The sequence below is a fragment of the Mucilaginibacter gossypii genome (genome assembly GCF_017569325.2).
Taxonomy (GTDB): Bacteria; Bacteroidota; Bacteroidia; order Sphingobacteriales; family Sphingobacteriaceae; genus Mucilaginibacter; species Mucilaginibacter gossypii.
The window spans coordinates 84687-108516 of record NZ_CP071878.2 but is presented as its reverse complement, the minus strand read 5'-3'; the positions used below and the strand labels follow the sequence as shown (position 1 = coordinate 108516).

The following is a 23830-nucleotide window of genomic DNA, read 5'->3' as shown; positions in this document are numbered from 1 at the left end:
TATTTTATTGCGGCAGCAGGCTTTGTAAATATTTGCCGTAACCACTTTTGATATATTTGTTAACTAATAGCCGCAACTGATCGTCATTGATAAACCCACGGCGGTAAGCAACCTCCTCAATACATCCGATTTTTGTTGACTGGCGTTTTTCGATTACGCGCACATATTCAGTAGCGTCGCTCAATGAATCAAACGTACCCGTATCTAACCAGGCTGTTCCCTTATCCATAACGCCAACATGCAAGTTACCCTGTTCAAGGTAAAACTTGTTAACATCGGTAATTTCATACTCACCCCGGGGTGAGGGTTCAAGATCTTTAGCAATTTGAATTACCGAATTATCATAAAAATAAAGGCCGGGTACTGCAAATTTCGATTTTGGCTGCAAAGGTTTCTCCTCAATTGACAAGGCCCTGAATTCGGCATCAAACTCAACCACACCGTAACGTTCAGGATCGGCCACATGATACGCAAAAATAGCAGCGCCATCTACATCATTAAAACTGCGGATCAATTCGTTAAATCCGGTACCATAAAATATATTATCGCCCAATATCAAAGCTACTTTATCATCGCCTATAAATTGCTCGCCAATAACAAAAGCCTGGGCGAGGCCGTTAGGCTTTTCCTGTATAGCATATTCAAATTTACAGCCTAACTCTGTACCATCGCCCAACAACCGCTTAAAACCGGGATTATCTTCGGCTGTAGTAATGATCAGAATTTCTTTGATATCCGCCTGCATCAAAACCGATAGCGGGTAGTATATCATAGGCTTATCATAAATAGGCATCAGTTGTTTACTGATTGCCCTGGTTATAGGATAAAGTCGGGTGCCTGACCCTCCTGCTAAAATAATGCCTTTCATATTTGATTATACTAATTTTTAAGTAAACATCCCGAAGTTAGTATATAATAATGCTTCCGTAATATCAGGGCCCATTATTATACTGTTGAACAATGCTATCAGGTATAAAGTTGGTATTTATTGTTCAATATGCAAACTTATATTTTATCTGATTATTTTGAACATAAACCATGTACCGGGCAACAAGCCTTTTTCAAAAGCAAAATCCATTTAATCCCCTCAACATTAGCATAAAATTGTTATTATTGCAGTTTGAACGTTAAAAACTACTATTTAGGTGGATTTAGCGGATTTTCATTGTTAACATGCATAAATATTATCTTACTCATCTGCAGGAATTAGAATCAGAGGCCATTTACGTTATCAGGGAAGTGGTTGCACAATTTGATCGTCCTGCCATCCTGTTTTCGGGCGGGAAAGACTCTATTGTTGTAACGCACCTGGCAAAAAAGGCATTCTGGCCCGCTAAAATCCCAATGCCCCTAATCCATATTGATACCGGTCATAACTTTCCTGAAACTATGGAGTTTAGGGATAAGCTGGTTGAAAACCTTGGCGTGCAACTTATTGTAGGCTCGGTTCAGGAATCAATTAACAAAGGCCGCGCAGTTGAGGAAAGCGGTATTAACGCCAGCCGAAACGAGTTGCAGATAGTAACCCTGCTTGATACCATCGAAAGCAATAAGATTGATGCTGCTATCGGCGGTGCGCGCCGTGATGAAGAAAAGGCCCGTGCTAAAGAACGTTTCTTCAGTCACCGCGATGAGTTTGGCCAGTGGGATCCTAAAAACCAACGCCCCGAGCTCTGGAATATCTTTAACGGCCGCAAGCGCATGGGCGAACACTTCCGTGTGTTCCCGATCAGTAACTGGACCGAAATGGATATCTGGAACTACATTCTGCAGGAAAATATAGCTATACCTTCATTATACTTTGCACATCAGCGTAACGCGGTTTACCGCGATAATACCTGGCTGCCTGCTTCAGAGTTTTTACAGCTTAGGGAGGGTGAAACTATCGAAAACAAACTCATGCGTTTTCGTACACTGGGCGATATCACCATCACCGGCGGCATCGAATCAGACGCCGATACGCTGGAGAAGATAGTTGCTGAAGTATCAGCAACCCGCAGCACCGAACGGGGCAACCGAAGCGACGATAAACGCTCGGATACATCAATGGAAGACAGGAAAAAACAAGGTTATTTTTAAATTTGATTCAATGAGCCTTCAGGCAGTCAAGCCGGGAGCAAAACATACCACCACAATGGAATTATTACGTTTTACTACAGCAGGTAGTGTTGACGATGGGAAAAGCACCCTTATAGGGCGCTTGCTATACGATTCGAAATCCATCTTTGAAGACCAGATGGAGGCTGTAAAACAATCGAGCGAACGAAAAGGGCTTCAGCATGTTGATCTTTCATTATTAACTGATGGTTTACGTTCGGAGCGCGAGCAGGGCATTACCATTGACGTGGCCTACCGCTATTTTGCCACGCCTAAACGTAAATTTATTATTGCCGATACCCCCGGCCATATCCAGTATACCCGCAACATGGTTACCGGCGCTTCAACTGCAAACCTTGCCCTGGTACTTATTGATGCCCGCAAAGGCGTGGTTGAGCAAACCTGCCGCCACTCATTTATTGCATCACTATTAAAAATACCACACATTATTGTTTGTGTGAACAAAATGGACCTGGTTGATTACAGCGAAGAGGCTTTTAACAAAGTAGTTGAACAATATGAAGCTTTTGCAGCAAAAATTGATGTCACTGATATCCGTTTTGTACCTATCAGTGCTTTAGCTGGTGATAATGTGGTTAACGATTCGGAAAACATGCCATGGTACAAAGGCGAAAGCCTGTTACATACACTGGAGACTATCCATATTGCCAGTGATGAAAACCACTCTGATGCCCGCTTTCCGGTGCAAACAGTTATCCGTCCTCATGCGGCTGAATATCATGACTATCGTGGTTATGCCGGCCGGATAGCGGGCGGTATCTTCAGGCCCGGCGATAAGATCACCGTATTGCCATCAGGATTAACATCAGCCATAAAATCTATCGATACTTATTCGGGTCCGGTTGAAGAAGCTTTTGCACCAATGTCGGTTTCCATTACTTTGGAGGATGATATTGATGTAAGCCGCGGCGATATGATTGTTAAAGACGACAGCGAACCACAGGTGAGCCAGGACCTTGACGCCATGATTTGCTGGATGGCAACCCGAGGCCCGCGCCCAAGTGCTAAATATCATCTCAAAACCACCACCCGCGAGGTAATGTCAATCATTAAGGAAGTTTATTATAAACTGGATATCAATACGCTTGAAAAACAGGAAGAAAATACTGATATTAAGATGAACGAAATGGTGAAGATCCGTTTACGCACTACTCAACCCGTAGTGTTTGACGAGTATCGCAAAAACCGTATTACCGGCTCATTGATCCTGGTTGATGAATCAACTAATGAAACGGTAGCAGCAGGGACATTCCTGTAAGCTATTTGGAAAAAAGCTAAAAAATGCCAGGTTTGTAAGAAAAGCCTGGCATTTTATTTTTTTAAAACCATTGTTTATTGTGCGGCGGCCAATTTTTTAATACAAGCTTTTAAGCTGTCGCGCCAGTAAGGGATCTCTATATTAAACGTAGCTTTGATCTTAGCCTTATCCAGTACCGAATATGCCGGTCGTTGCGCATTCGTTGGATATTCTGATGTGCGTATTGGGAGTACTTTAACATCAGTACCTGAAATATCAAAGATGCCTTTGGCAAAGTCATACCATGAGGTTACCCCTTCATTGCTGTAATGATAAATACCATATGCTTTTTTACCAGCTGTTATGATAGTTAAAATTGCTTCTGCCAGGTCAATAGCATATGTGGGTGTGCCCACCTGGTCTGCAATCACCTTAAGCTCATCACGGTCGGCCCCAAGCCTTAGCATGGTTTTTACAAAATTGTTGCCATACTCGGAGTATAGCCAGCTTGTACGAATTGTATAGTGTTCATCAAGAATTTCCGCAATTACCTGTTCGCCCTCCAGTTTGGTAAGGCCATATACACTGATAGGCTCAGCAATGGCCTCTTCTGTGAGTGGCAATGCCACATCGCCCTTAAAAATGAAATCAGTTGAGATCTGAACAAGGGTAGCACCATATGCTTTACAATGCCTAGCAAGATTTGCGGCCCCTGTTTTATTGATCGCCCGGGCCAGGTCAACTTCGTCTTCCGCTTTATCAACAGCGGTATAAGCAGCGCAATTGATAGCAAACGTTGGTTTATATTTTTCAAAAACAATATCGAGCAAATCGTCCCGCAAAATGTCTGCCTCTTCTTCCGGCAGGAAATGGATATAATCTATTTTCCTGTCGGCTGCCACTTTCTTTAAGCAGTTACCCAATTGTCCTGATGCTCCAAATACGATGATATTTTGCATTTTTTAGAAGTGTTATTTTTTGATTAAACCAGGATAAAAATTAGAACCCAAAATCAGGAGCATCCTTTAAAAAGGGCAGTTCAAGGTCTTTGTCCGATACCAGCACATCGCTCCCGCTGAGCTGCCAATCAATATTTAAATCAGGATCGGCATAATGTAGACCACTTTCCGACTCTTTGTTATAGTAGTTATCACATTTATACTGGAATACAGCTTCATCGCTCAATACAATAAAGCCATGGGCAAATCCACGGGGAATAAAAAATTGCTCGTTATTCTGTTCGGTTAAATGCACTCCATGATATTGCCCATAAGTTGCCGATCCCTTGCGCAGATCGACAGCTACGTCCAATACTTCGCCTTTGGTTACCCTAACCAACTTAGCTTGCGAAAACCGACCTTTTTGCAAGTGCAGGCCACGTAATACACCTTTCGTTGAATAGGATTGATTATCCTGTACAAAATTGACATTGAAGCCCGTAGCATCAGCAAACCGCTGTTGATTAAACGATTCAAAAAAATAACCGCGGTCATCATTAAAAATACGTGGTTTTATTAATAAACATCCCTCAAGCGGGGTTGGTATTATAGTCATACAATATATTAAGATAACTAAAACCGGATTGCTTACCGTTTTCTATTAACGAAGATAAGGCAAAATACGTTACAGAACCCAACGGCATATTCAAAAATGAGTAATACACTTTATTAACAGACCGAAATTCAAACAGTTGGCTGCTATATTATTAATGCATTGAACACCTAAGAAAGAGCTGCCAGCAGCCGGCCTAATAAATGATTTATTAGGGGTTTTAAACACCAGAAGCCGGTTTTCGCCGGCTTCTGATGTTTAAGTATGACATAAATTACTTATCGTTGAGCAATCAATTCACCCTTGCTTAAAAAGTCAGCGTATGCTAATGCAATACCATCTTCAAGCTTGGTATGATATTTCCATCCTGCATTTGCCAGTTTTGTAACATCCATTAGCTTTCTGGGTGTACCATCTGGTTTAGAAATGTCGAAATTAATTTCGCCCTCATAACCAGTTACTTTCTTTACAAGCTCTGCAAGCTCTTTTATAGTTACATCTTCGCCAGTTCCTATATTAACGAGCCCCGGCTCATTATAGTTCTGCATCAAATAATAGCATGCTTCGGCGAGATCATCAGCAAATAAAAATTCACGCTTAGGTGTGCCGGTACCCCATATAGTTACCGCCAGCGCCTGCTGCTCCTTAGCTTCGTGAAAACGACGGATCAAAGCAGGCAAAACATGAGAGTTTTGAGGATGATAATTATCATTATAACCGTACAAGTTAGTAGGCATAGCTGATATATAGTTACAACCATATTGAGCACGATAAGCATCGCACATTTTTATACCTGCAATTTTGGCTATCGCGTATGGTTCATTGGTTTCCTCAAGCGGACCAGTCAACAAGTAATCCTCTTTTAAAGGCTGAGGCGCCAATTTTGGATAGATACAGCTTGAACCCAAAAACATCAGCTTCTTTACCCCATTTAAATACGAGTTATGAATGATATTATTCTGAATTTCCAGATTATCGTATAAAAATTCAGCTCTGTAAGTATTGTTAGCAACAATACCACCAACTTTCGCAGCTGCAAGAAAAACATAATCAGGCTTTTCCTGCCTAAAGAATTCGGATACAGCAACCTGGTCACGAAGGTCGAGTTCTGACGATGAACGCGTTACAAAATTCGTAAAACCCTCACGTTGTAGTTTACGCAAAATTGCGGAACCAACCATGCCACGATGACCAGCTATATATATCTTTGCGTCCTTTTCCATCATAGTTTATTCAAATTGGTTTTTGATGGCATAGCCAGAATCCTTCAATAACTTTTCCCTTCTGAACAGGTCAACGTCGGCGGCAACCATTTCGCTAACAAGTCCTTTCAAGTCGTATTTAGGTTCCCAGCCCAACAATTTCTTTGATTTTGCGGGGTCACCAATCAGTAGATCTACTTCTGTTGGACGGAAATACTTAGCATCAACAGCAACTACTTCCTTACCTATTTCAACCTGAAAATCAGGATTATTACAGCTAACAACATATCCAACTTCATTAATGCCTTCACCTTTAAAATCAATAACCATACCTACTTCGGCGAAAGCAAATCTTACAAATTCACGAACCCGGGTAGTTACACCGGTGGCTATAACGTAATCTGTAGGCTCGTCTTGTTGCAATATCAAATACATTGCCTCTACATAATCCTTAGCATGGCCCCAATCACGCTGTGCGTCAAGGTTACCCAAATAGAGTTTTTCCTGTAGGCCCATCGCTATTTTAGCGGTAGCACGGGTAATTTTACGGGTTACAAATGTTTCGCCGCGTAAAGGGCTTTCGTGGTTAAATAATATTCCGTTACATGCATAAATACCATATGCTTCACGATAATTTACCGTAATCCAATAAGCATACATTTTGGCTACTGCATAAGGCGACCGCGGATAGAACGGAGTAGTTTCCGATTGAGGAACAGCTTGCACTAATCCATACAGTTCAGATGTTGATGCCTGATATATTTTAGTCTTTTTTTCGAGCCCTAAGATGCGAATAGCCTCAAGAAGCCTTAAGGTTCCAATACCATCGGCGTTGGCTGTATATTCAGGTGTATCGAAGCTCACCTTAACATGTGACATGGCGCCAAGATTATAGATCTCATCAGGTTGAACCTGTTGAATGATCCTGATAAGATTAGTACTATCGCTAAGGTCTCCGTAATGAAGTGTTAACCTTATTCCGCTCTCATGCGGATCCTGATAAAGGTGATCAATCCTATCTGTATTAAACAATGAACTGCGTCGTTTAATACCGTGGACTTCATATCCTTTAGATAATAGTAATTCGGTAAGATAGGCACCGTCCTGGCCCGTGATACCTGTTAGTAAAGCTACTTTTTTCATTTTCTTGTTTTTAATCCATAAAGCTGGATGATAGGCAAATTTTATGCGTTTAATTCCTTTTTAAACTACTCTTAGTATCGATTTGATCTATAGCCGATGTCACATTTTCAATAATTTGCTTTAAAAGACAGGCCAAATGTTATACACATGCACTGTTATAAAATGACAATGCTTTATTATCTTTTTGAGATAAACTGCCTTTTTACGAAGTAATATTGTTCTTTAAATGGCCCTAAAGGCAAATAAGTTACAATTAATTTGGGTATAAGATCCAAACCAAGTGTTAAATCTGTCCTAAACAGCTCAGGATACGAATCAGACGATTTTGAAACTAATTCTACATCTAATAATTCATTAAATGTCAATCCCCTATCTTTCAAAATTTTAGAGTTGTTTAAAAGATCCTGCTTTTCTGAGTTTGATAGTATAAAAAGTGAGTTAAAATCTACGCGGGGAAACTCCTCAAGTTTACCGCCTTCAGTAGCGTTAAAAATTTTATTCCCCCTCTCATCAAAAAACAACTTTGCAAGCCTAAACTTTTCCATCATTTCATGAACTGTTGGGTTATGATATTTAAGCCCTTTTCCAAAATAGCGTGGATCAAAATGATTAGGATCATGTTCATCTGCTTCCCAATCCCTGGAGTTAACTTTTTTAACCTTTTGATCGGCAAAAGTCATATCTACACCAATCAAATATATTTCTGTAAAACCTAGATATCCAGCTATTTGAATTGCTGCGTTTACAACTGTTTTATTAATACCACAGTTTGGTAAATCATCTCTAAATTCGGGCTTATCCGCATTGATCCAATGCACATTATCTGCGTGATTAATAAACTTAGTGAAATCAACGTTGGAAGGGTGTATGTCTGGAAAAAAAGCATATGGAACCACCGGCAATATTTCATTATTTATTTGTTCATACATGTCCTGAATAACCAGGTCATCAGTAACCATATAAAAGTCCGGCACCCAATTTAGCCGTTCAAACATCAGGTTAAATCTATTAAAAGCAAAGGTGTATTCGTTTTCCAATAAGTAAAAAGGCATTTTATTAATACTCGGGCCGTTACCGATTATGAATATTCTTTCACCTTTATATTTATTTTTTAATCCGGCCCATTTAGCGATATTTTGCTGGTCCTTTTTTCTAAATAAACGTTTTAGTTTAACAACTCCATATTTCAGTAGCCTGGATGTAAAAACTTTAACGCCGTCGGTTTTAATAGTAACCAATCCTTTATCCAATAACGATTTCATAGTAATATTTAAGTAAACTTAACGCATTAGCGACAGAAACTTTCATTTTTCACTTTGTGATATGATAAAATTATGCTTTAAGGTTATTCATTTCTGCAAATGCCCTTCTACCCATAAAAAGAAAGTCAGTACTAAAGGCGATAAAATTATATCCAGCCTTGCTCTTCTCTCTCACTAATTCAAATTCAGGGTCAATTACATGATATCCCATTGAAAAATTCTTTTCAATACATATTTTTTCAAACTTCTGTAACGCTTCCTGTACCAATGCGTTATTGAATTGCCCGGGAATTCCTAACGAACTCGATAAATCATACGGTCCTATGAATACTCCATCAATTCCGGGAGTTTCGATTATAGTCTCAAGGTTATTTACTCCCTCGTAATGTTCAATTTGTGCAATTATAACCTGATTGTCATCAACCCATTTGCGGTAATCTTCAAAACCAAATCCATAGCGTTGAGCGCGGTTAAGCCCAACCCCTCTTTTACCAACAGGGGGGTATTTGGCATATTCAACTGCTTGCTTAGCTTCATCAGCGTTACAGATCATAGGTACCACTATACCGTCGGCACCAGAGTCTAGAACTCTTTTTATAACAACTTCTTCATTTTTTGAAACCCTTACCAGGGCAGCCATCCCACGAGCCTGTATAAAACCTATCAATACCTGTACCTCATTGTAATCAATGGCGGTATGCTCTAAATCTATACAAAGCCAATCAAAACCGGCTTCTGCAAGTATGTCGATAACCGATTGATGAGGTATAGTTATCCATGAACCTACTGTATTCTCTTTATTTTTAAGCTTTTGCTTTAATGTAGTATTTTTCATTCCATTTATTTTTCTATGTCGGCAAATACAGTTACTGCCCCTCCGTTACCATCTTCAACAAACATCGGCGCAACCACTACCGATTTAATATTATTATTGATGGCAGCCAACGCCATATCTTCAATTACCAAAATCGGCGTTGTCTCCTCATCAGGGCAAAGGAAAGCTTTGTGGCTCACTCTTCCCTCAGGTCTGAAATTCCATGATGTAAGAGAGATAAAATCAAAGCCGACACACCTCAATTTTGGGTATTTTCCCCGAAAATAATCGGCCAACTCGGCAGCCAAACCCGGGCTATCGTTCCAGTATTTATCCGCCGAACGATATTGTTCATATCCTGTACGAATCAAGAGCAATTCAATACCAGCCTCTGTAATCTCACTTTCAACTTTTTTAAAGTCGGCAATGGAAATTAAGATCCCTGAAGTACATGTGATATCAACAAGCTTTACTTTATCATAAAAAAACTCATTAACGTCAAATTCATGAGTCTTTTTTCCCGTAGCCGAAAAGTGCCTTGGCGAGTCGATATGTGTACCAACATGGTTATTTGAAAAAAACCAGCTGGATGAATTTGCCGTTTCACCTTTTAATATGGATGAATTATCTCTTACAAATATCCTGTCACGATTGCCATATGCAGGGGTTGACTGAGATATTAAATGTGAAAGATTAATATTATTACGCATGTTAAGGGGCTTGTTTTAGTTTAGGGCTCTGTTATAAAAGTTTATTATACTTTTACTTTTATAACAATTTTTTTTATGTATCCCGGCTCACCATCACTGTAAACAGGAGCGTGAGCATCCTGCGGGTAAAATATAGCGAAAATATCGTTTCCTATAACCACCTCACCCTGAGGGTGCTCAATCATATCAAAAAAAGTAAAATCTTTCTCTGTATTGTATTCAGTATTGGGTGTAAGCAACTTAACGTTGGTCCAGGGTATACGTTCAGTGTTTTTAATACAATACTGAACATCGATAACATGCTTATGTGCTTCGAAACCAAAATCATTTTTGATTTTGGTTTCGTATTCCATCACCACGGCTTTAGCTGTATCAGTAAGCGGATACTCTCCAAGTTCAATCTCCGGGTCGGCATTTTTAATAAATACCAATCCCTGGTATATATCATCATTTATTGATTTATAAAACTCAATATTTGTAAGTGAATCAATGATCATATGCTTTTTTTATTATAAACAAGCCCCACAGATACTATAGGGTGTTAGCTATTCTTCTTTGCAATAAAAACTCCGTCCAGTAAAAATCTTCCAGATCATCAATATCCGCGGCTTCAAGTCTCTCGATAGGGAACATCATAGGATTTGAACCCAGCCTGTTTTTTATTTTGTGATTGGTCTCTTTCGAAAAAATGTAGAAGCAGGAGTTCTCATGATAAATAGGTTCCAGATCCTGCGTCCTTATTAAATGCTTTGGATCATGATTTATTCCTCTGCCATCGGGCCAGTAAAAACGTTGCTTCACTTCAGTAACAGAAAAAAGTGCATCATGCTCTTTTTGAGCAAAAAAGGCTTCTATTGCACCATCAACCGATTCCACTGTGAGTAATGGGTTTGTACTGTGGGTTTGTAAAAAATACTCTGCATCCGTTTGCTCGATATCATAAGCTATAAGCGGCTGAATGCTGACCATGTCTCCCAGTAAAAAATCAGGCCTTTCCAATACTCTAACTTTATCAAAATTAGCCCTGGCGCTTTCTGCAATTTCCTCTGAATCAGTGTTCACTAATATTTCATTAATGTATGCACTTTTTGACAGCGTTTCCATTATCCAATGAAAAGCAGGCTTACCCACTAACTGGCGAATATTTTTACGAGGCACTCTATCAGAGTGCCCTTTCATTGGCACCAATGCTGTGATTTTCGGAATTTCCATTTTTTATCAGATAGATATTTTAACTGTTATTTTTTTTATGGTTTCGGGTTTATCAATATAATGCTGCGGGCCGTGGCCATCTTCAGGGAACATAATAGCAAATATACCTTCCCCAATATCTACATGTGTTCCGCGCGGCGACGGATCTTTATAAAATGTACGATCCTTAGCTTCGTCATAAGGAATATTAACATTCATGCCTTCAATAGGCGACCATTTTACGCGTTCTAAACCCCTCACCGGGTATTGGATGTCAATAACATATTTATGGGCCTCATACCCTCTGGAAAAGTCGGCAATAGTTTCGTACTCGCTAACTATAGCTTTCGTATTCTCATTGATAACATAGGTTCCCAATTCAATATCCGCAGTAGCCTTCTGTAAAAATTGCAGGCCGGCATAAATATCAGGTGAAATACCTTTATAAATGTCGATATTTTTTAACTGGTCAAGTATCATGCGGTTTGAGGTGTTAACTGAGTTTCAAAATATTCTTTAAGCCAACCTATAAATTCATCATCCATAGGACGCATGTCCTTGAAAATTTTACCGCATCCTTTATTAAGTATAAGGCCGAGCATTTTTCCAACGTTCTTTTTATCCTTACTTAAAGCAACCGTGAATTTTTGAAGCTCTATATCTGTAATATCAGTGCCTTCCCATATCTGGCTTAAAAGCTCCCTGATATATAAGCGGGTTTCTTCAGTAATGTAACCCAATTTTACCGATACAAAGTTTGCCATATCCATTCCATAGCTAACTGCTATTCCATGCGGCACGCGGTAATTGGTTAATGATTCAATTGCATGCCCAAACGAGTGCCCGTAATTAAATACCAATCGCTCGTTTTGGTCAAATTCATCTCGTTCTATGTAGCCTTTTTTGATTTCGAGGCTGCGGTTAATTATGCCGGCCAATACTTTTTTATCTGTTAAAGCTGCAGCGTATTCAACTTTGTAGCGGTCAAAATCTTCCTGACTTGATACAATAAAGTAATGACACATTTCGCCCATGCCCGATTTTAAATCCCAGGTAGATAACGTATTTAAAAAATCAAGATTGATAAATATCTGGTTGGGCGGATAAAAGCCACCTATCTGATTTTTGAACTTTTTGAAGTTAATTGAGGTTTTACTGCCTATGCAACTATCACCTTGTGCCAGTAATGACGTTGGGAAAAAAAGCCACTTAACACCGCGGTAAAGAATAGATGCTATAAACGCAGTAGCATCCTGGGTAATGCCCCCGCCAATTGCAACCAGGCGATAATTTTTACGAAAACCATTTTCAATAAGATCTTCTATTAAAGGTTCAACGCCCTGATAACTTTTCACAGATTCATGAGCATCAATCCCAATATGCCTGTGCAATTTAAAAATTGGCTCAAGCATATCGTTATATAGTTCTTTTATCTTATTATCGATTATGATAACATCGCCATCTTTTAATTCGCTTAAAAGTACTTTTTGTGTGTCATCGATAAACTGGACACTATAATCGTGTATGATTGATTTTACTGTAAAACTATACATTGATATATCCTCCGTCAACTATAATATTTTGGCCGGTTAAGTAAGTATTAAGATTGCTGCATAAAAAAAGAACAACATTAGCGATCTCTACAGGCAAGGCCATCCTTTTCATCGGTATAAGTTCGGTAATCTTTTCCAATTCTTCTGCCGAATTTGTGGTAGCCGTAAGTTCGGTAAGCGTAAAACCCGGGCCAACTGCATTAACCAGGATGTCGTATTTTCCTAACTCAATTGCCAGTGTTTTTGTAAGCCCGGCTATGGCATTTTTATTAGTGGTATAAATAGATCTCCCCGACCTGGTGATTGCACTCCAGATGGAAGTAATATTAACAATTCTGCCATAACCGTTCGCTTTCATTATTTTGCTTATTTCGCGGCAAAGCACATATGGGCCCTTGACGTTGACATTATGAAGCAAATCAAAGTCAGCATCAGTAGTTTCAGCATTCAGCGCAATTTTGTTGATACCTGCATTATTGATTAGTACATCTATTTGATGGCCCAACTTGTTAATTGCCAATAGAAAGGTTTCTACAGATACCTGATCATTAAAATCAAGTTGTAAATAGCTAACTCTACCGGATGCATTTGCGTTATTTAGTTGATCAATTTCTGATGCATTGGTTCCGGTGAGAATCACTGACGAGCCAGCCTCCAAAAAACGATCGGCAATTGCTTTGCCTATGCCCCGGGTGCCACCGGTAATAAGCACCATTTTATCTGCCAGGTCAATCTTTATGTTTGATATACTATCCATCAACAGGTATTAATTAGCAGTAAGCGTCAAAAACTCTTCGTCTTTTGAAAGATAATTAACAATAATATGATTCAATATCATATGCACATCCTCAATTGGCCCATAATCGCCTTTCGGATTCGGAGTATATAATGGCACAGTTGAGATTTCATTCAGTTTACCGCCCAAAAAGCCAACAAAAGCAATTGTTTTACCACCAAGTTCATTGGCATACTCGGCCGCCTTAACTAAGTTTGGCGAGTTTCCACTTGCTGATATCGCTATTAACACGTCACCTGCTACAAACTGACCGCGCATTTGTTCAACAAAAACATCGTCAAAATTATTATCATTACCTATTGCTGTAATCATAGGCACGTTATCTGTTAAGGCAATAATTTTAGGGCGAAATTTTGAAAAATAGCGTACAAAAAATCTAAAATCAGCCTGCATGTGTGATGCAGTAGCTGCGCTGCCGCCATTACCAACAACATAAACGGTGTTGCCGTTTTTAAACGCGGTAATCATAGTTGTAATTACCTGCTCAAGTTTAGCAACTTCAATTTTATTTAAAATATCAGTCAAACGGGTGATATAATCACTCAGATAAGTTTTAACTTTTTCTTGTCTTTCCATTATAATAGATTTATATGTTTTTTGTAAGTAGTTGATTAAAAATCTTTTTGTTCGTACACTTTATCTATAATGCGCATAAGCTTATAGGCATCATCTGAATTGCCGATTGTAACAGTTTTACCGGTATTAATTGAATCAAAAAAATGATCCATTTCGTAACGCCAGCTGTTATTATCCACATACTTGGTCACCGTTTCATCTTTCCAGGTAGCTGCCGGAGCTGTAGATCTGTTTTTAGCGATAGAAAGTGTTTCTTCGCCATATGACATTGATGATGTTATAAGGCCGTTCAATACCATATAACCTTTCTCAAGAAATATCTCTAACGAAAACAAATGGCGCCATTGCGACATAGTAGAGTGTAACGAAGCCACTTTACCTGTTGCCGATTCTTTGAGGATCACAAAAGCATTATCCTCAACATCCATATGCCAGTAAAGGTTCGAAACTTCGGCTTTAACAACATCAAAATCTCCTGAAAGGTAAAGGAACAAATCAAGCATGTGAATACCCTGATCCATTAGGATACCGCCACCGGCTAATTCTTTTTTGGCTCTCCATTGGTTAAAATAATCGCTCGTAACGCTTTTGCCATAGCGGCCGCGAAGCCACAATACTTTTCCATATTCACCGCTATCTATCAATTGTTTGATATGCATAACGCTGTCATGGTGGCGGTGATTAAAACCATACATCAGCTTTTTGCCGCTGGCTGCTTCGGCTTTCTGAATTTCCAATATATCTGCCCCAGTAAAAGCAGGTGGTTTTTCGCAAAACACATGCTTACTTGCATTTAACGATCTTATTGTTAAATCTTTATTTAAAAAATTAGGGGTACAAACAATAATAGTGTCTATATCGGGATGGTTTATTATTTCCTCATGGCTAATATTTGGAATACCGTCAATCTCTTTTTCTGCGCCCGGTTCAGATATGGCTATAACCACACCTTTTTCAATTTCATTAATAGTCTTGTGACGAATTTTACCCATCACCCCATAACCTATTATACCAACTTTATGATTCATAGATGTATTATTTTAGTGCGTTAATTAAGTTTTTAACCGCGTCGATCTCCATGAGTAATTTTCCTTCTTCGGCATATGAGCCAAGATGAGGAGTAAGTAAAATGTTATCCAGATCACATAACGGTCCGGCATAAGGCTCTTCCGAAAAAACATCAACCGCAGCCCCGGTTAATTTATTAGCCGACAGTGCATTAAATAACGCATCTTCGTCAACAATTCCCCCTCTCGAAATATTTATCAGGAATGATCCTGCTTTCATCAAATCAATTTCGCCGGCGCCTATTACAGCTGATCCATCTTCGTTACCAGGAACATGAATAGTAACTATATCTGCCTTTGATAATACCGTGTTAAAATCAACCAGTTCAACACCATTGTTTGCAGCCCAGGTGGCGTCAGCATACGGATCATATCCTATTACAGGATTTCCTATACCTCTGAATAATTGTGCCACCAGTTTACCGATACGCCCTAAGCCTACAACGCCAACAACTTTGTTAAGAACCAGGTTGCCTACCTGTTTTTTCCATACTCTGTTCCTGAGATCAGTATGCGCTTGAGGAACTTTGCGCAATAATGAAAGTGTCATGGCTAATGTCAATTCGGCCACCGCCCTTGTTGGGCCATCAGGAGTATTTGTTACAATAATTCCTTTTTCGGCAGCATATTTTAAATCAACACTATCCATGCCTATACCAACCCTGCTTATGCATTTCAAGTTAGGTAAAGCATCCATTACCCGGGCTGTAAGTGGTTCAACACCTGCAACTATACCGGCACAATCTTTGGCTAATTCAATAACCTCATCTTCTGTTAATTTTCTTCCGTAAGGGTTATTGATCACTTCATAACCATTTTGGATAAGTAAATCAACTGGTTCGGGGCCAACTTGTCCAAAAGATGAGGGCGAGGTTAATATTTTATTCATAGTATTAAGTTGTTCGTTTTACCGTTGCTACAAAGTGATTAACGTAACTCAAGCAGCTTATAATCACATCCTAGCCGAACGAATGTTCCTTCAGTGCATTTAATTTTATTTAGCTGTTGTTTTGATAGGTACATTATTAATTTCAAGATTTTTTTGGTACACATGTTCATTACCATAATCTCAGTCGTGAAACGAAACCACCAAGATGTATAAACATACGACAACTAAAAAATACCATGTGCTGCAGGGGGTTTTTGGCTAAAATTTTGCCATAATAATAGCGGTATTTCCAATAAGCCGAGCTTCTGAAATCAAAAAACTTTGGTTTAAAATCTTTAAGGCTATATTTTTCCTTTATATCAACTGCAGCTGTTGTGTTTGTATATTCCATTACCAGGGCACGCGACGAAACCAGCAATTTATATCCGGCATATTTTGCACGCAAAGGTAATTCCGTATCACCACGATGTTTAAAATGTTCAAAGTCAAATAAACCTAACTCATGAAATACTTCGATAGGTATATAAAGGCCACGGCCAATTAAGTCAAATGACTCAATCAGTAAATCTTCTTTAAATGATGAGAGTTTTTTGTTGCGGTGGTAATATTTAGAATAAGCAAACCACGGATGTGTTGATTTCCCCGCATAAGTGATCCGGTCGCCGTCTTTAACATCAACTGTAAGTGAACCTATCAATGCTTTCGGGTTTTCATTAGCGATGTTGGTTAAGTTTTCTATCCAGTTATTATTAAACTTCACATCGTCGTTTTGTAAAATAATACCTTTAATACCCGGATGATTCTTTAAAACGTATTCAATGCCTACATTGACGGAGCCTGTCCACCATAAATTTCCGTCACCATTCAATTCAATTACCTGTGGAAAATCATTCTTTAATATTTCGTTTGTACCATCTGATGAACCATCATTAACAACAATTACCAATTCTGGCTGCACTGTTTGTGCATTTATCATTGATAAACATTCTACAAGTAATTTTTTCCTGTTAAAGGTTGGTACCACAATGGCTACTGGTATTTTCATAATGTAAGTGTCAAGAAGATCATTTATTTATACCATATGCAAACAATAGTCTGCCGGGCAATAATCATAATTTATTTTATCACGTTGTGCTATTTGTTTGGCCGGAACCCCGCCAAATACTGCATAAGACGGAACGTTTTTTGTAACAACGGCCCCAGCCGCAATAACTGCTCCCTCTCCTATAATTACGCCAGGTAATATTGTACACCGGGATCCTAACCACGCATAATCCTCTATTACTATCGGAGCTCCTTCAGATTTGAAATTCACATCATTGTAATTATGATGCAAGGTCCAAATCATTACTTCTGTTGCAAGCACTACGTTTGCTCCTATTGTTAATCCCATCCTGGCATCCAGAACGGCCCTGTGCCCTATGGAAGATCCTTTTCCTATTACAAGGCCCTTAGGGTACCTGTATTCAGTTCCGCCGTACACGGGTACGCCTTTTGCAATTTTAGCTCCCATTAATCGTAAAAACCATTTACGAACATGTTGAGACGGGAAGGACGAAAAAATTGAATTTAAAAGAAACCATTTTATAGAATCTCTCCAAAGATTAAAGCTTTTTTTAACCCTGACTGGTTTATCTGCACTTGAACTCATATTTCTCTATATTTTAAAATCACACATGCAATAAGTTTACTTACCCCATCCACAAGTGTTAATACTTTAAAATCTTTTCAATTTTTTATGGTAAATATAAAAATAATTATACGTTTTGAGTTATTTTGTGAAAAAAATCACAATTTCTTCTCTGTTTATTAAAAAATCCATTCACAACCTGAAGGAATTTTTTACAATTTAAACTTATAAAAATCACTTGTTTTTAACGCCAACATCTCCCAACTTTCAAAATCAGTTTTTTCTGCTATGTTGCCCCTTAATTTATTAACCATTAGTTTATCATCTTGTAGGATTAAAATATTTTGAGCAAGTTCGTCAACACTACCGGGTTTAAATAGCAATCCGTTTTTACCATGCTTAACAACATGATTTAGCCCGGCAATATCGCTTGCTATTATCGGCACATCAAAACAGAAAGCCGTATTAGGGATCCCTGACTGCGACGCTGTTTTGTAAGGCATAATTATAGCGACAGCATTTTTTACCATAAATACGATCTCCTGTTCGGTTAAAAACCTGTTGATAAAGGCTACGTTTGATAAGCCATCTATATTTACCAGGCCTCCCTTGTCCCTGCCGGCTATAACAAAATCTATTTCACTATTAACAACATTTACCTGCCTGATGGCTTCCAACAACAGGTCAAGACCTTTATATTGCTCAATATACCCGTAGTATAAAAAATATTTTTCCGGGATATTGAGTTTAACTGAAGTTGTTGTGATGTATTCATAAGTTTCAAATAACCCGAAAGGAATAACGGCCGTCAATTCCTTTGCTTTTTTAGCATAATTTTTAAGAAAAACCGACTTGACGTTTTTCGAATGAAAAATCAGCTTGATTGAACTATTACCCAATCGATTTAAGAAAGCCTTTATAAATAGTGTTTTCAATTTGCCGGTTCGTTTAGTGAGCCGGTCTGCGTCGCCTTCATGCAGCGTTTGAACTACTTTTTTGGCAGGGAAAAAGTATTGTATAAAATTGAAGCGAAATTCTTCGCCTACGAAATGCAGCTTGTCAAAATTATTCTTCTTGAGCTCCTTTATAAATTGCCAAATTGTTAGGGTACCTATTTTTTTTGAATTACCGCAAACTATAACTTTAATTGATACACCGGAATTGTTAAAATAGGCCTTTACATCGGATGGCAGCAACTCCTGAGTTTCATTTTCATTTAACAAGCCGGTTTTAGTTAAACCACTAAGATTTAACATCGGTGGCGAAAGCGAACTCTGGTTCAAAAAACAATATAAGGTTATATCATTATTTAAGGCCAGGTACTTTGCTAACGGAAAGGTACTTTCAAAAAAAGCAGGGGATATAATAGCAATTTTCATAAATCTCTTAAGACCAATATAACAACAGCATTAGCGGCCTCTTTTTGCACCGGTTAAAAATAAAATACCTATCGATGAAATACATCGCCGGCAGCGCTAATAGGGTAACAACAACGGTAACCGAAACCGCCTGCCCCAATAATAATTGTATAGGCTGTGTTATTTTTAACGCTTTCAACAAAAAAGAACTAATGCTTATCAATACATTTTGTACAGACATCAATATCAATGTGTTCAGTGCGATAAAAAGGATGAGTTTTCCTTTAATAAAACTTAATAAGGAAGATAATGCTATGATCATGAATGTACGCGAAAACCCTACGATATAAAATGCAAATATATTTTGGCCCCAAATAGCGGCATTTATATCTGAACGGCCGTTATACCTAACTAAGTAAAAAGTTGCCAAACAAAAAGCCAACAGCAAGACAAAGTTTACTACTTTTGGTTTTAGTAATTTAACAATTATACCGCTGCTTTTTAATAACACCCCGCTTATAAAAAAAGGCAGAGCAAGTACAGCACTGTCAAGCGAAAACCATAGGTCATATCCGGCATATTTAATGCACATTACAATTCCCACCAATAAAACTGTTATCAATAAAATGTACTCTATCTTATTTTTAGTGATTTGTAAGAGGCATTGGTAAATTATCCTGATATTAAATAACGCTATCAAAAACCATAACGGATCATTGATGCTGCGCGAAATAGATGTATCATATCCTACACCCAGCAACAAACCAAAAAAAGGCTTAATTATCCCCTCTTGAAGCAGGGAGCCATGGTATTCATTGCGATGCCTTAAAAACACAACAATAAACCAATACACAAACGTAATAATGTAAAAGTAGCAATATGGGATCAACAATCTTTGAGCATCTTTTTTTACCGCTTCTTTAAAGGACATACTATTTTTGTGTAAATACCCGGATATAAGAAAAAAAAGAGGCATGTGAAAACTATAAATAAATGTTGTTATTTTAGTTTCTAATAACACCAAATGCTCAAATACCACCAACACAATACCTATAGATTTGGCATTATCTATCCCAAACTCCCTTACCTTACTTGTGATCAACGGGATTTGCGCCTCGGTTTGCATTTCGATTTTTTAATATTAGGTTTAAATGCTTTTAAAACTGTCAGCGAATTGCTTCCCACTCAATAAGCTTTGATCACTCCATAAATATTTCCATTCACCAAACCGGCCAATATATCCGATCCCTTTTTCATCTAAGTAATTTTGTACTAAAGATAGATTTAAAGTTCTGTTATGATCAAAAATAACATTAGCGTGTTTCACCTCACGGTAATCGCTAACCTCCACATCTTCGGCTGAAAACAGTCCCATCTTTTTTCCTTTATTAACTATATGCTCTATTAATGCCCCGCCTTTTAGTTTGGCAGGTATTGAGTTTGAATAATAGGTTTCAAATTGCAGCGAACTTTTCCCCTCAGGAACATTATCACTTGATTTTAGTGAAGGAGAATAAGCACGAGACGGTAGTATATCGGAGTCATATATATAAAACCAGAGGTATTTTGCTACATCCGGATTGCTAAACCCTAAAGAAACCAATTGCCCTGATGTTGTGACCAGCTTAGCAGCAGCTTCACGTACTTTCGTCGGAACGTCTTTAATTATATTTATCAGGTCGGGCAACGGTAAGGATGATACAAGGGTATCAAAATATTCGTTTGATCCATTTGAAAATTCTACCCTTTTTGTTTTCAAGTCGATCAACGAAGCCTCTCGTCCGCATTGAATATTTGCTTGCTCAGCCATTAACCGCAAAAATGACTTATATCCCCCTTCCAGAGGATATCGCATTTCCGATGCATAATAAAAATTATCGTTTTGTACTTCAAATGCCCCTTTTAGTAAATTGTCTAATGGTGGGGTACTGAAACGTTTTGCAACCCAGTCAACTGTAAGTTCACTTGCATTTTTACCCCAATATTTTTCCGTATATACTCCTGGGAAATGATCTGTAAAATACGAGCCAAATTGTGTTAAGAGCCATTCATAATAGTTTTGGGGTTCAGTAATATCAGGCTTGTTCACAAAATCTAAAATAATTTTCACCTTTTCGTCTGTGCTTAACGGGGCCAAATTATTTTGTGCAGGATGTTTTAACCAGGAACCTTTGTAGTAATTTGTTGATACCGGAAAATGTTTTTGAAATTCAGCACTCCGGGCAAACAAATCATTTACATATTCATTTGTTGAAAATGAAAGATGTACAAAATGGTCAAACCTAAACCCGTTTCCTACAGTAAAATTATCACAAAGTCCACCCCAGCGTTCTCTCTTTTCATAAATAGTATTTGCTACGCCTTTTAAATTAAGATGATAACCCGCTGAAAGACCGGCAATCCCGGCTCCTAATATTACAACCATAAAACTGTTTACTTCATATTTAACTTAACAAATGACATCGCCGCTTCTAATATTTTCAGACATTAGAAATCGCTTTTAAATCTGGTTCCTGAGTCTGTACAGGTACATTTTGATTTTCAGTATATTCAAGATTATAACAATCAACTAAATACAATGCAATAGCAAAAACAGGAACGCTGCTGAGGTAAGAAAACCAATCCTGGGCAGCAAAATAGAGCAGAAATGTTAACACGAAAAAATATCGTATATAAACACGTGTTTTAGGTAACTTAATTTTGAAAACTACCTTGTAAATTATTTTAAAAACTATAAAAGCGTAAAATATTCCAAATTTGTTAAGACCGCCAATAATTCCAACATCTTCTCTAAAATAATGTTGTTTCATCCAAAGGGAATATATTTCCTTACCGTATGGGCTGGATGAATGTTCCCATCCATTTCCCATCAAAACAGTTAACCAATTAGGCCAATATTCTAATAGATAGAAATGCATTTCTATAAACCTAATATAACTATCGCCAGCAGATAAATCATCGCTTGATACGTTAATTAAACTGGTAATATAATCATATTTAATGACCACTATGAAAACGATGGTTATCAACAAAAAGAAAATTTTTGATACGCTCCGTTTTCCTGCAGCATTTCGGCTATAAAAAATCGTCAAAACTATAGCAAACAACAAAATGCCGAGATATTGCCTTGACCCTGTAAAAAAAACGCCTACAATAATGGCGATCAATGCTGCCATTTTTATAAACTTAACTTTATTTAGCAATTGGGATAAAGTTTCTAACGCAACAAAAAAGCCAACAAAAAAACCTGCTATTGATAAACGAATTACGCCTCTCGTTTGGGCAAAAAATTCAAGAAACTCATCTGTATTATCTTTGCTTTGGTTGAAGTAAATAGTTGGATATAAACGTTGTTGCATAATTACTACAACTCCCCACATTAAACCAACTTTAAACATTTCGTTTATGATAAGTGTAGGGCTATACTTCTTGATATGAAGATATTTATACAGCAACCAAAAAAATATTGGCCGAACAACCCATATTGAAATGTAAAAATTTTGACCGTGAAAAAGATAGGCCGGTATTAAACCCAACACAACTATTACAATCAGATAGGTAACTTCTTTATTAAAATGGGCTTTTATAATCGAAAAAGAATCTTCTTTTTTTGTATGAGCAATTGTTACAATCATCATAACAATTAACAAAAGCCTCCCTGCTTCCGTAAATACACTGGGTATCAAAACGGTAGAAAACACATCAGTGCATAATAAAACCGCAAAAAAAACGAAAAGCGATCCTTTTTTTATTGTCATAGGCTAATACGGACAGACAACCTATCCATTGGTAAATCAGAATTTGTAAATTTTGTTAAATAATCCATAAAACAAGGCGGTATAAGGAATATTATGTTCTCTTTTATTTTTTAAATAAAACCTTATCATGTAAAACGAGCTGCACCCCTTTGCCATAAGCTTAAATAAATAACTATATGCTTTATTTTTAGCTTTATCAACCGCTTTTTTCACCATACTTGATGGATATACAGAATTTCCAATGAATGCATCTGAAGTAGAAATATCTGCAACCTGGTTGTACAGGAAATTTATATCATCAAGCCGGAGCCTGAAGTTTTGCTTCGAATTGGAAAAATTATTGGTAACCACCCTGTACTCGAGTCCAATATCAGAGGTATAACCAATCCCATTTTCCCCAAGCAGATACCAGGTAAGATCGTCCATTCCCCAACCCAGAGGAAAGGTGGGAAATCCCCCTATTGATTTCAATTTAGCTGTATCAACAACAAAATCCGACAAAAATTGCTGGCGTTTTACTGTTAGCCGCTGATACACGAAATCTGAAAGCGTTTCAAAATTATTGCACAACGGAGAGTAACCGGTTACCTCATCTTTTTCATTTATCAACTTTACCCGACAATGATATACATATAATCCGGGCATTGAAGTTATCAATCTATAAAAATTGCTTAGGCTATCAGGAGTTAAGTTATCGTCATCGCTCAGAATCATAAAATATTGACCGGTTGACCGCGATAATATTTTATTAAAATTATCGTAAATAGGCAATAACGTATCATTTTCATAATACCTAAACCTGTTATCAACTAAATAGGTTTCTACTACCCCGGCAATCTTCTTTCTATCTTCTGGTAACAAAGCATTGTTTTGTATTATCACTTCAAAATCCGAGAATGATTGATTCAAAATACTATCAATAGTATTTTTTAAAAAACCAACTTTAGTTACAGGAAGGCCTATGGTAAAAAACAT

At 37.9% G+C, this 23830-nt stretch carries 25 protein-coding genes; 2 read left to right on the top strand and 23 right to left on the bottom strand.

Annotation, left to right across the window (positions count from 1 at the left end; translation table 11 throughout):
• Positions 1–4: 4 nt before the first annotated feature.
• The gene (gene rfbA / locus J3L18_RS00510) at positions 5–868 is read right to left on the bottom strand and encodes a glucose-1-phosphate thymidylyltransferase RfbA (RefSeq protein ID WP_090528569.1); all 864 of its coding nucleotides are present in this window, start codon (positions 866–868) and stop codon (positions 5–7) included.
• 305 nt (positions 869–1173) lie between these two features.
• On the opposite strand from rfbA, the gene cysD reads away from it, so the two are divergent.
• Positions 1174–2079, top strand: a complete 906-nt coding sequence (cysD, locus tag J3L18_RS00505) for a sulfate adenylyltransferase subunit CysD (RefSeq protein ID WP_090528572.1) — start codon at positions 1174–1176, stop codon at positions 2077–2079.
• Positions 2080–2089: 10 nt separating this feature from the next.
• Positions 2090–3376: a sulfate adenylyltransferase subunit CysN gene (gene cysN, locus J3L18_RS00500; protein WP_129569004.1), complete on the top strand. Its 1287-nt coding sequence runs from the start codon at positions 2090–2092 to the stop codon at positions 3374–3376.
• A 74-nt stretch (positions 3377–3450) separates the two neighbouring features.
• Here cysN and rfbD read toward each other — a convergent pair whose 3' ends face one another.
• The 22 genes from rfbD to J3L18_RS00390 all read right to left on the bottom strand — a co-directional run bounded on the left by rfbD (position 3451) and on the right by J3L18_RS00390 (position 23830).
• Positions 3451–4314, bottom strand: a complete 864-nt coding sequence (rfbD, locus tag J3L18_RS00495; RefSeq protein WP_129569005.1) for a dTDP-4-dehydrorhamnose reductase — start codon at positions 4312–4314, stop codon at positions 3451–3453.
• A 40-nt stretch (positions 4315–4354) separates the two neighbouring features.
• The gene (gene rfbC / locus J3L18_RS00490; protein ID WP_090528581.1) at positions 4355–4909 is read right to left on the bottom strand and encodes a dTDP-4-dehydrorhamnose 3,5-epimerase; all 555 of its coding nucleotides are present in this window, start codon (positions 4907–4909) and stop codon (positions 4355–4357) included.
• 275 nt (positions 4910–5184) lie between these two features.
• Positions 5185–6129 (bottom strand): GDP-L-fucose synthase, encoded by a 945-nt coding sequence (gene fcl, locus J3L18_RS00485; RefSeq protein ID WP_129569201.1) that lies wholly within the window; start codon positions 6127–6129, stop codon positions 5185–5187.
• 6 nt (positions 6130–6135) lie between these two features.
• Positions 6136–7251, bottom strand: a complete 1116-nt coding sequence (gene gmd / locus J3L18_RS00480; RefSeq protein ID WP_129569006.1) for a GDP-mannose 4,6-dehydratase — start codon at positions 7249–7251, stop codon at positions 6136–6138.
• A gap of 176 nt (positions 7252–7427) precedes the next feature.
• Positions 7428–8513, bottom strand: coding sequence for a 6-hydroxymethylpterin diphosphokinase MptE-like protein (locus tag J3L18_RS00475; protein WP_129569007.1), 1086 nt, complete (start codon positions 8511–8513; stop codon positions 7428–7430).
• A gap of 70 nt (positions 8514–8583) precedes the next feature.
• A complete protein-coding gene (locus J3L18_RS00470; RefSeq protein ID WP_129569008.1) occupies positions 8584–9348 on the bottom strand; it encodes an HpcH/HpaI aldolase family protein in 765 nt (254 codons plus the stop codon).
• Positions 9349–9353: 5 nt separating this feature from the next.
• Positions 9354–10037 (bottom strand): cyclase family protein, encoded by a 684-nt coding sequence (locus J3L18_RS00465; protein WP_129569009.1) that lies wholly within the window; start codon positions 10035–10037, stop codon positions 9354–9356.
• A gap of 44 nt (positions 10038–10081) precedes the next feature.
• Positions 10082–10534 carry a NanQ anomerase/TabA/YiaL family protein gene (locus J3L18_RS00460; protein WP_129569010.1) on the bottom strand — a complete coding sequence of 151 codons (453 nt, stop codon included), beginning with the start codon at positions 10532–10534 and terminating at the stop codon, positions 10082–10084.
• Positions 10535–10568: 34 nt separating this feature from the next.
• The gene (locus tag J3L18_RS00455) at positions 10569–11249 is read right to left on the bottom strand and encodes an acylneuraminate cytidylyltransferase family protein (RefSeq protein WP_208102527.1); all 681 of its coding nucleotides are present in this window, start codon (positions 11247–11249) and stop codon (positions 10569–10571) included.
• 6 nt (positions 11250–11255) lie between these two features.
• Positions 11256–11708: a NanQ anomerase/TabA/YiaL family protein gene (locus J3L18_RS00450; RefSeq protein ID WP_129569011.1), complete on the bottom strand. Its 453-nt coding sequence runs from the start codon at positions 11706–11708 to the stop codon at positions 11256–11258.
• Positions 11705–12781, bottom strand: a complete 1077-nt coding sequence (locus tag J3L18_RS00445; protein ID WP_129569012.1) for an AroB-related putative sugar phosphate phospholyase (cyclizing) — start codon at positions 12779–12781, stop codon at positions 11705–11707. The genes J3L18_RS00450 and J3L18_RS00445 overlap by 4 nt, the downstream gene beginning before the upstream one ends.
• On the bottom strand, positions 12774–13538 hold the full coding sequence (locus tag J3L18_RS00440; RefSeq protein WP_208102528.1) for an SDR family NAD(P)-dependent oxidoreductase: 765 nt from the start codon (positions 13536–13538) through the stop codon (positions 12774–12776). The genes J3L18_RS00445 and J3L18_RS00440 overlap by 8 nt, the downstream gene beginning before the upstream one ends.
• A gap of 9 nt (positions 13539–13547) precedes the next feature.
• Positions 13548–14153, bottom strand: coding sequence for a D-sedoheptulose-7-phosphate isomerase (locus J3L18_RS00435; RefSeq protein ID WP_129569013.1), 606 nt, complete (start codon positions 14151–14153; stop codon positions 13548–13550).
• A 35-nt stretch (positions 14154–14188) separates the two neighbouring features.
• A complete protein-coding gene (locus J3L18_RS00430) occupies positions 14189–15181 on the bottom strand; it encodes a Gfo/Idh/MocA family protein (protein ID WP_129569014.1) in 993 nt (330 codons plus the stop codon).
• A 7-nt stretch (positions 15182–15188) separates the two neighbouring features.
• Positions 15189–16109, bottom strand: a complete 921-nt coding sequence (locus tag J3L18_RS00425; protein WP_129569015.1) for a phosphoglycerate dehydrogenase — start codon at positions 16107–16109, stop codon at positions 15189–15191.
• A 169-nt stretch (positions 16110–16278) separates the two neighbouring features.
• Positions 16279–17154: a glycosyltransferase family 2 protein gene (locus J3L18_RS00420; protein WP_129569016.1), complete on the bottom strand. Its 876-nt coding sequence runs from the start codon at positions 17152–17154 to the stop codon at positions 16279–16281.
• Between the two features lie 27 nt (positions 17155–17181).
• Positions 17182–17457, bottom strand: a complete 276-nt coding sequence (locus J3L18_RS31050; RefSeq protein ID WP_375339192.1) for an acyltransferase — start codon at positions 17455–17457, stop codon at positions 17182–17184.
• Between the two features lie 494 nt (positions 17458–17951).
• Complete coding sequence (locus J3L18_RS00410; protein WP_129569017.1) at positions 17952–19118, bottom strand: glycosyltransferase family 4 protein; 1167 nt, start codon at positions 19116–19118, stop codon at positions 17952–17954.
• 7 nt (positions 19119–19125) lie between these two features.
• A complete protein-coding gene (locus tag J3L18_RS00405; RefSeq protein ID WP_129569018.1) occupies positions 19126–20223 on the bottom strand; it encodes an acyltransferase family protein in 1098 nt (365 codons plus the stop codon).
• Between the two features lie 21 nt (positions 20224–20244).
• Positions 20245–21522, bottom strand: a complete 1278-nt coding sequence (locus J3L18_RS00400) for a protoporphyrinogen/coproporphyrinogen oxidase (protein ID WP_129569019.1) — start codon at positions 21520–21522, stop codon at positions 20245–20247.
• Between the two features lie 55 nt (positions 21523–21577).
• A complete protein-coding gene (locus J3L18_RS00395; protein ID WP_129569020.1) occupies positions 21578–22855 on the bottom strand; it encodes an energy-coupling factor transporter transmembrane component T family protein in 1278 nt (425 codons plus the stop codon).
• A 36-nt stretch (positions 22856–22891) separates the two neighbouring features.
• Positions 22892–23830, bottom strand: coding sequence for a glycosyltransferase family 2 protein (locus tag J3L18_RS00390; protein WP_129569021.1), 939 nt, complete (start codon positions 23828–23830; stop codon positions 22892–22894).

Excerpts from the sequence above, each read along its gene's own strand:
- rfbA (WP_090528569.1), bottom strand. The coding sequence starts at position 868 with ATGAAAGGCATTATTTTAGCAGGAGGGTCAGGCACCCGACTTTATCCT.
- cysD (WP_090528572.1), top strand. The coding sequence starts at position 1,174 with ATGCATAAATATTATCTTACTCATCTGCAGGAATTAGAATCAGAGGCC.
- cysN (WP_129569004.1), top strand. The coding sequence starts at position 2,090 with ATGAGCCTTCAGGCAGTCAAGCCGGGAGCAAAACATACCACCACAATG.
- rfbD (WP_129569005.1), bottom strand. The coding sequence starts at position 4,314 with ATGCAAAATATCATCGTATTTGGAGCATCAGGACAATTGGGTAACTGC.
- rfbC (WP_090528581.1), bottom strand. The coding sequence starts at position 4,909 with ATGACTATAATACCAACCCCGCTTGAGGGATGTTTATTAATAAAACCA.
- fcl (WP_129569201.1), bottom strand. The coding sequence starts at position 6,129 with ATGGAAAAGGACGCAAAGATATATATAGCTGGTCATCGTGGCATGGTT.
- gmd (WP_129569006.1), bottom strand. The coding sequence starts at position 7,251 with ATGAAAAAAGTAGCTTTACTAACAGGTATCACGGGCCAGGACGGTGCC.
- J3L18_RS00475 (WP_129569007.1), bottom strand. The coding sequence starts at position 8,513 with ATGAAATCGTTATTGGATAAAGGATTGGTTACTATTAAAACCGACGGC.
- J3L18_RS00470 (WP_129569008.1), bottom strand. The coding sequence starts at position 9,348 with ATGAAAAATACTACATTAAAGCAAAAGCTTAAAAATAAAGAGAATACA.
- J3L18_RS00465 (WP_129569009.1), bottom strand. The coding sequence starts at position 10,037 with ATGCGTAATAATATTAATCTTTCACATTTAATATCTCAGTCAACCCCT.
- J3L18_RS00460 (WP_129569010.1), bottom strand. The coding sequence starts at position 10,534 with ATGATCATTGATTCACTTACAAATATTGAGTTTTATAAATCAATAAAT.
- J3L18_RS00455 (WP_208102527.1), bottom strand. The coding sequence starts at position 11,249 with ATGGAAATTCCGAAAATCACAGCATTGGTGCCAATGAAAGGGCACTCT.
- J3L18_RS00450 (WP_129569011.1), bottom strand. The coding sequence starts at position 11,708 with ATGATACTTGACCAGTTAAAAAATATCGACATTTATAAAGGTATTTCA.
- J3L18_RS00445 (WP_129569012.1), bottom strand. The coding sequence starts at position 12,781 with ATGTATAGTTTTACAGTAAAATCAATCATACACGATTATAGTGTCCAG.
- J3L18_RS00440 (WP_208102528.1), bottom strand. The coding sequence starts at position 13,538 with ATGGATAGTATATCAAACATAAAGATTGACCTGGCAGATAAAATGGTG.
- J3L18_RS00435 (WP_129569013.1), bottom strand. The coding sequence starts at position 14,153 with ATGGAAAGACAAGAAAAAGTTAAAACTTATCTGAGTGATTATATCACC.
- J3L18_RS00430 (WP_129569014.1), bottom strand. The coding sequence starts at position 15,181 with ATGAATCATAAAGTTGGTATAATAGGTTATGGGGTGATGGGTAAAATT.
- J3L18_RS00425 (WP_129569015.1), bottom strand. The coding sequence starts at position 16,109 with ATGAATAAAATATTAACCTCGCCCTCATCTTTTGGACAAGTTGGCCCC.
- J3L18_RS00420 (WP_129569016.1), bottom strand. The coding sequence starts at position 17,154 with ATGAAAATACCAGTAGCCATTGTGGTACCAACCTTTAACAGGAAAAAA.
- J3L18_RS31050 (WP_375339192.1), bottom strand. The coding sequence starts at position 17,457 with ATGATTTGGACCTTGCATCATAATTACAATGATGTGAATTTCAAATCT.
- J3L18_RS00410 (WP_129569017.1), bottom strand. The coding sequence starts at position 19,118 with ATGAAAATTGCTATTATATCCCCTGCTTTTTTTGAAAGTACCTTTCCG.
- J3L18_RS00405 (WP_129569018.1), bottom strand. The coding sequence starts at position 20,223 with ATGCAAACCGAGGCGCAAATCCCGTTGATCACAAGTAAGGTAAGGGAG.
- J3L18_RS00400 (WP_129569019.1), bottom strand. The coding sequence starts at position 21,522 with ATGGTTGTAATATTAGGAGCCGGGATTGCCGGTCTTTCAGCGGGTTAT.
- J3L18_RS00395 (WP_129569020.1), bottom strand. The coding sequence starts at position 22,855 with ATGACAATAAAAAAAGGATCGCTTTTCGTTTTTTTTGCGGTTTTATTA.
- J3L18_RS00390 (WP_129569021.1), bottom strand. The coding sequence starts at position 23,830 with ATGTTTTTTACCATAGGCCTTCCTGTAACTAAAGTTGGTTTTTTAAAA.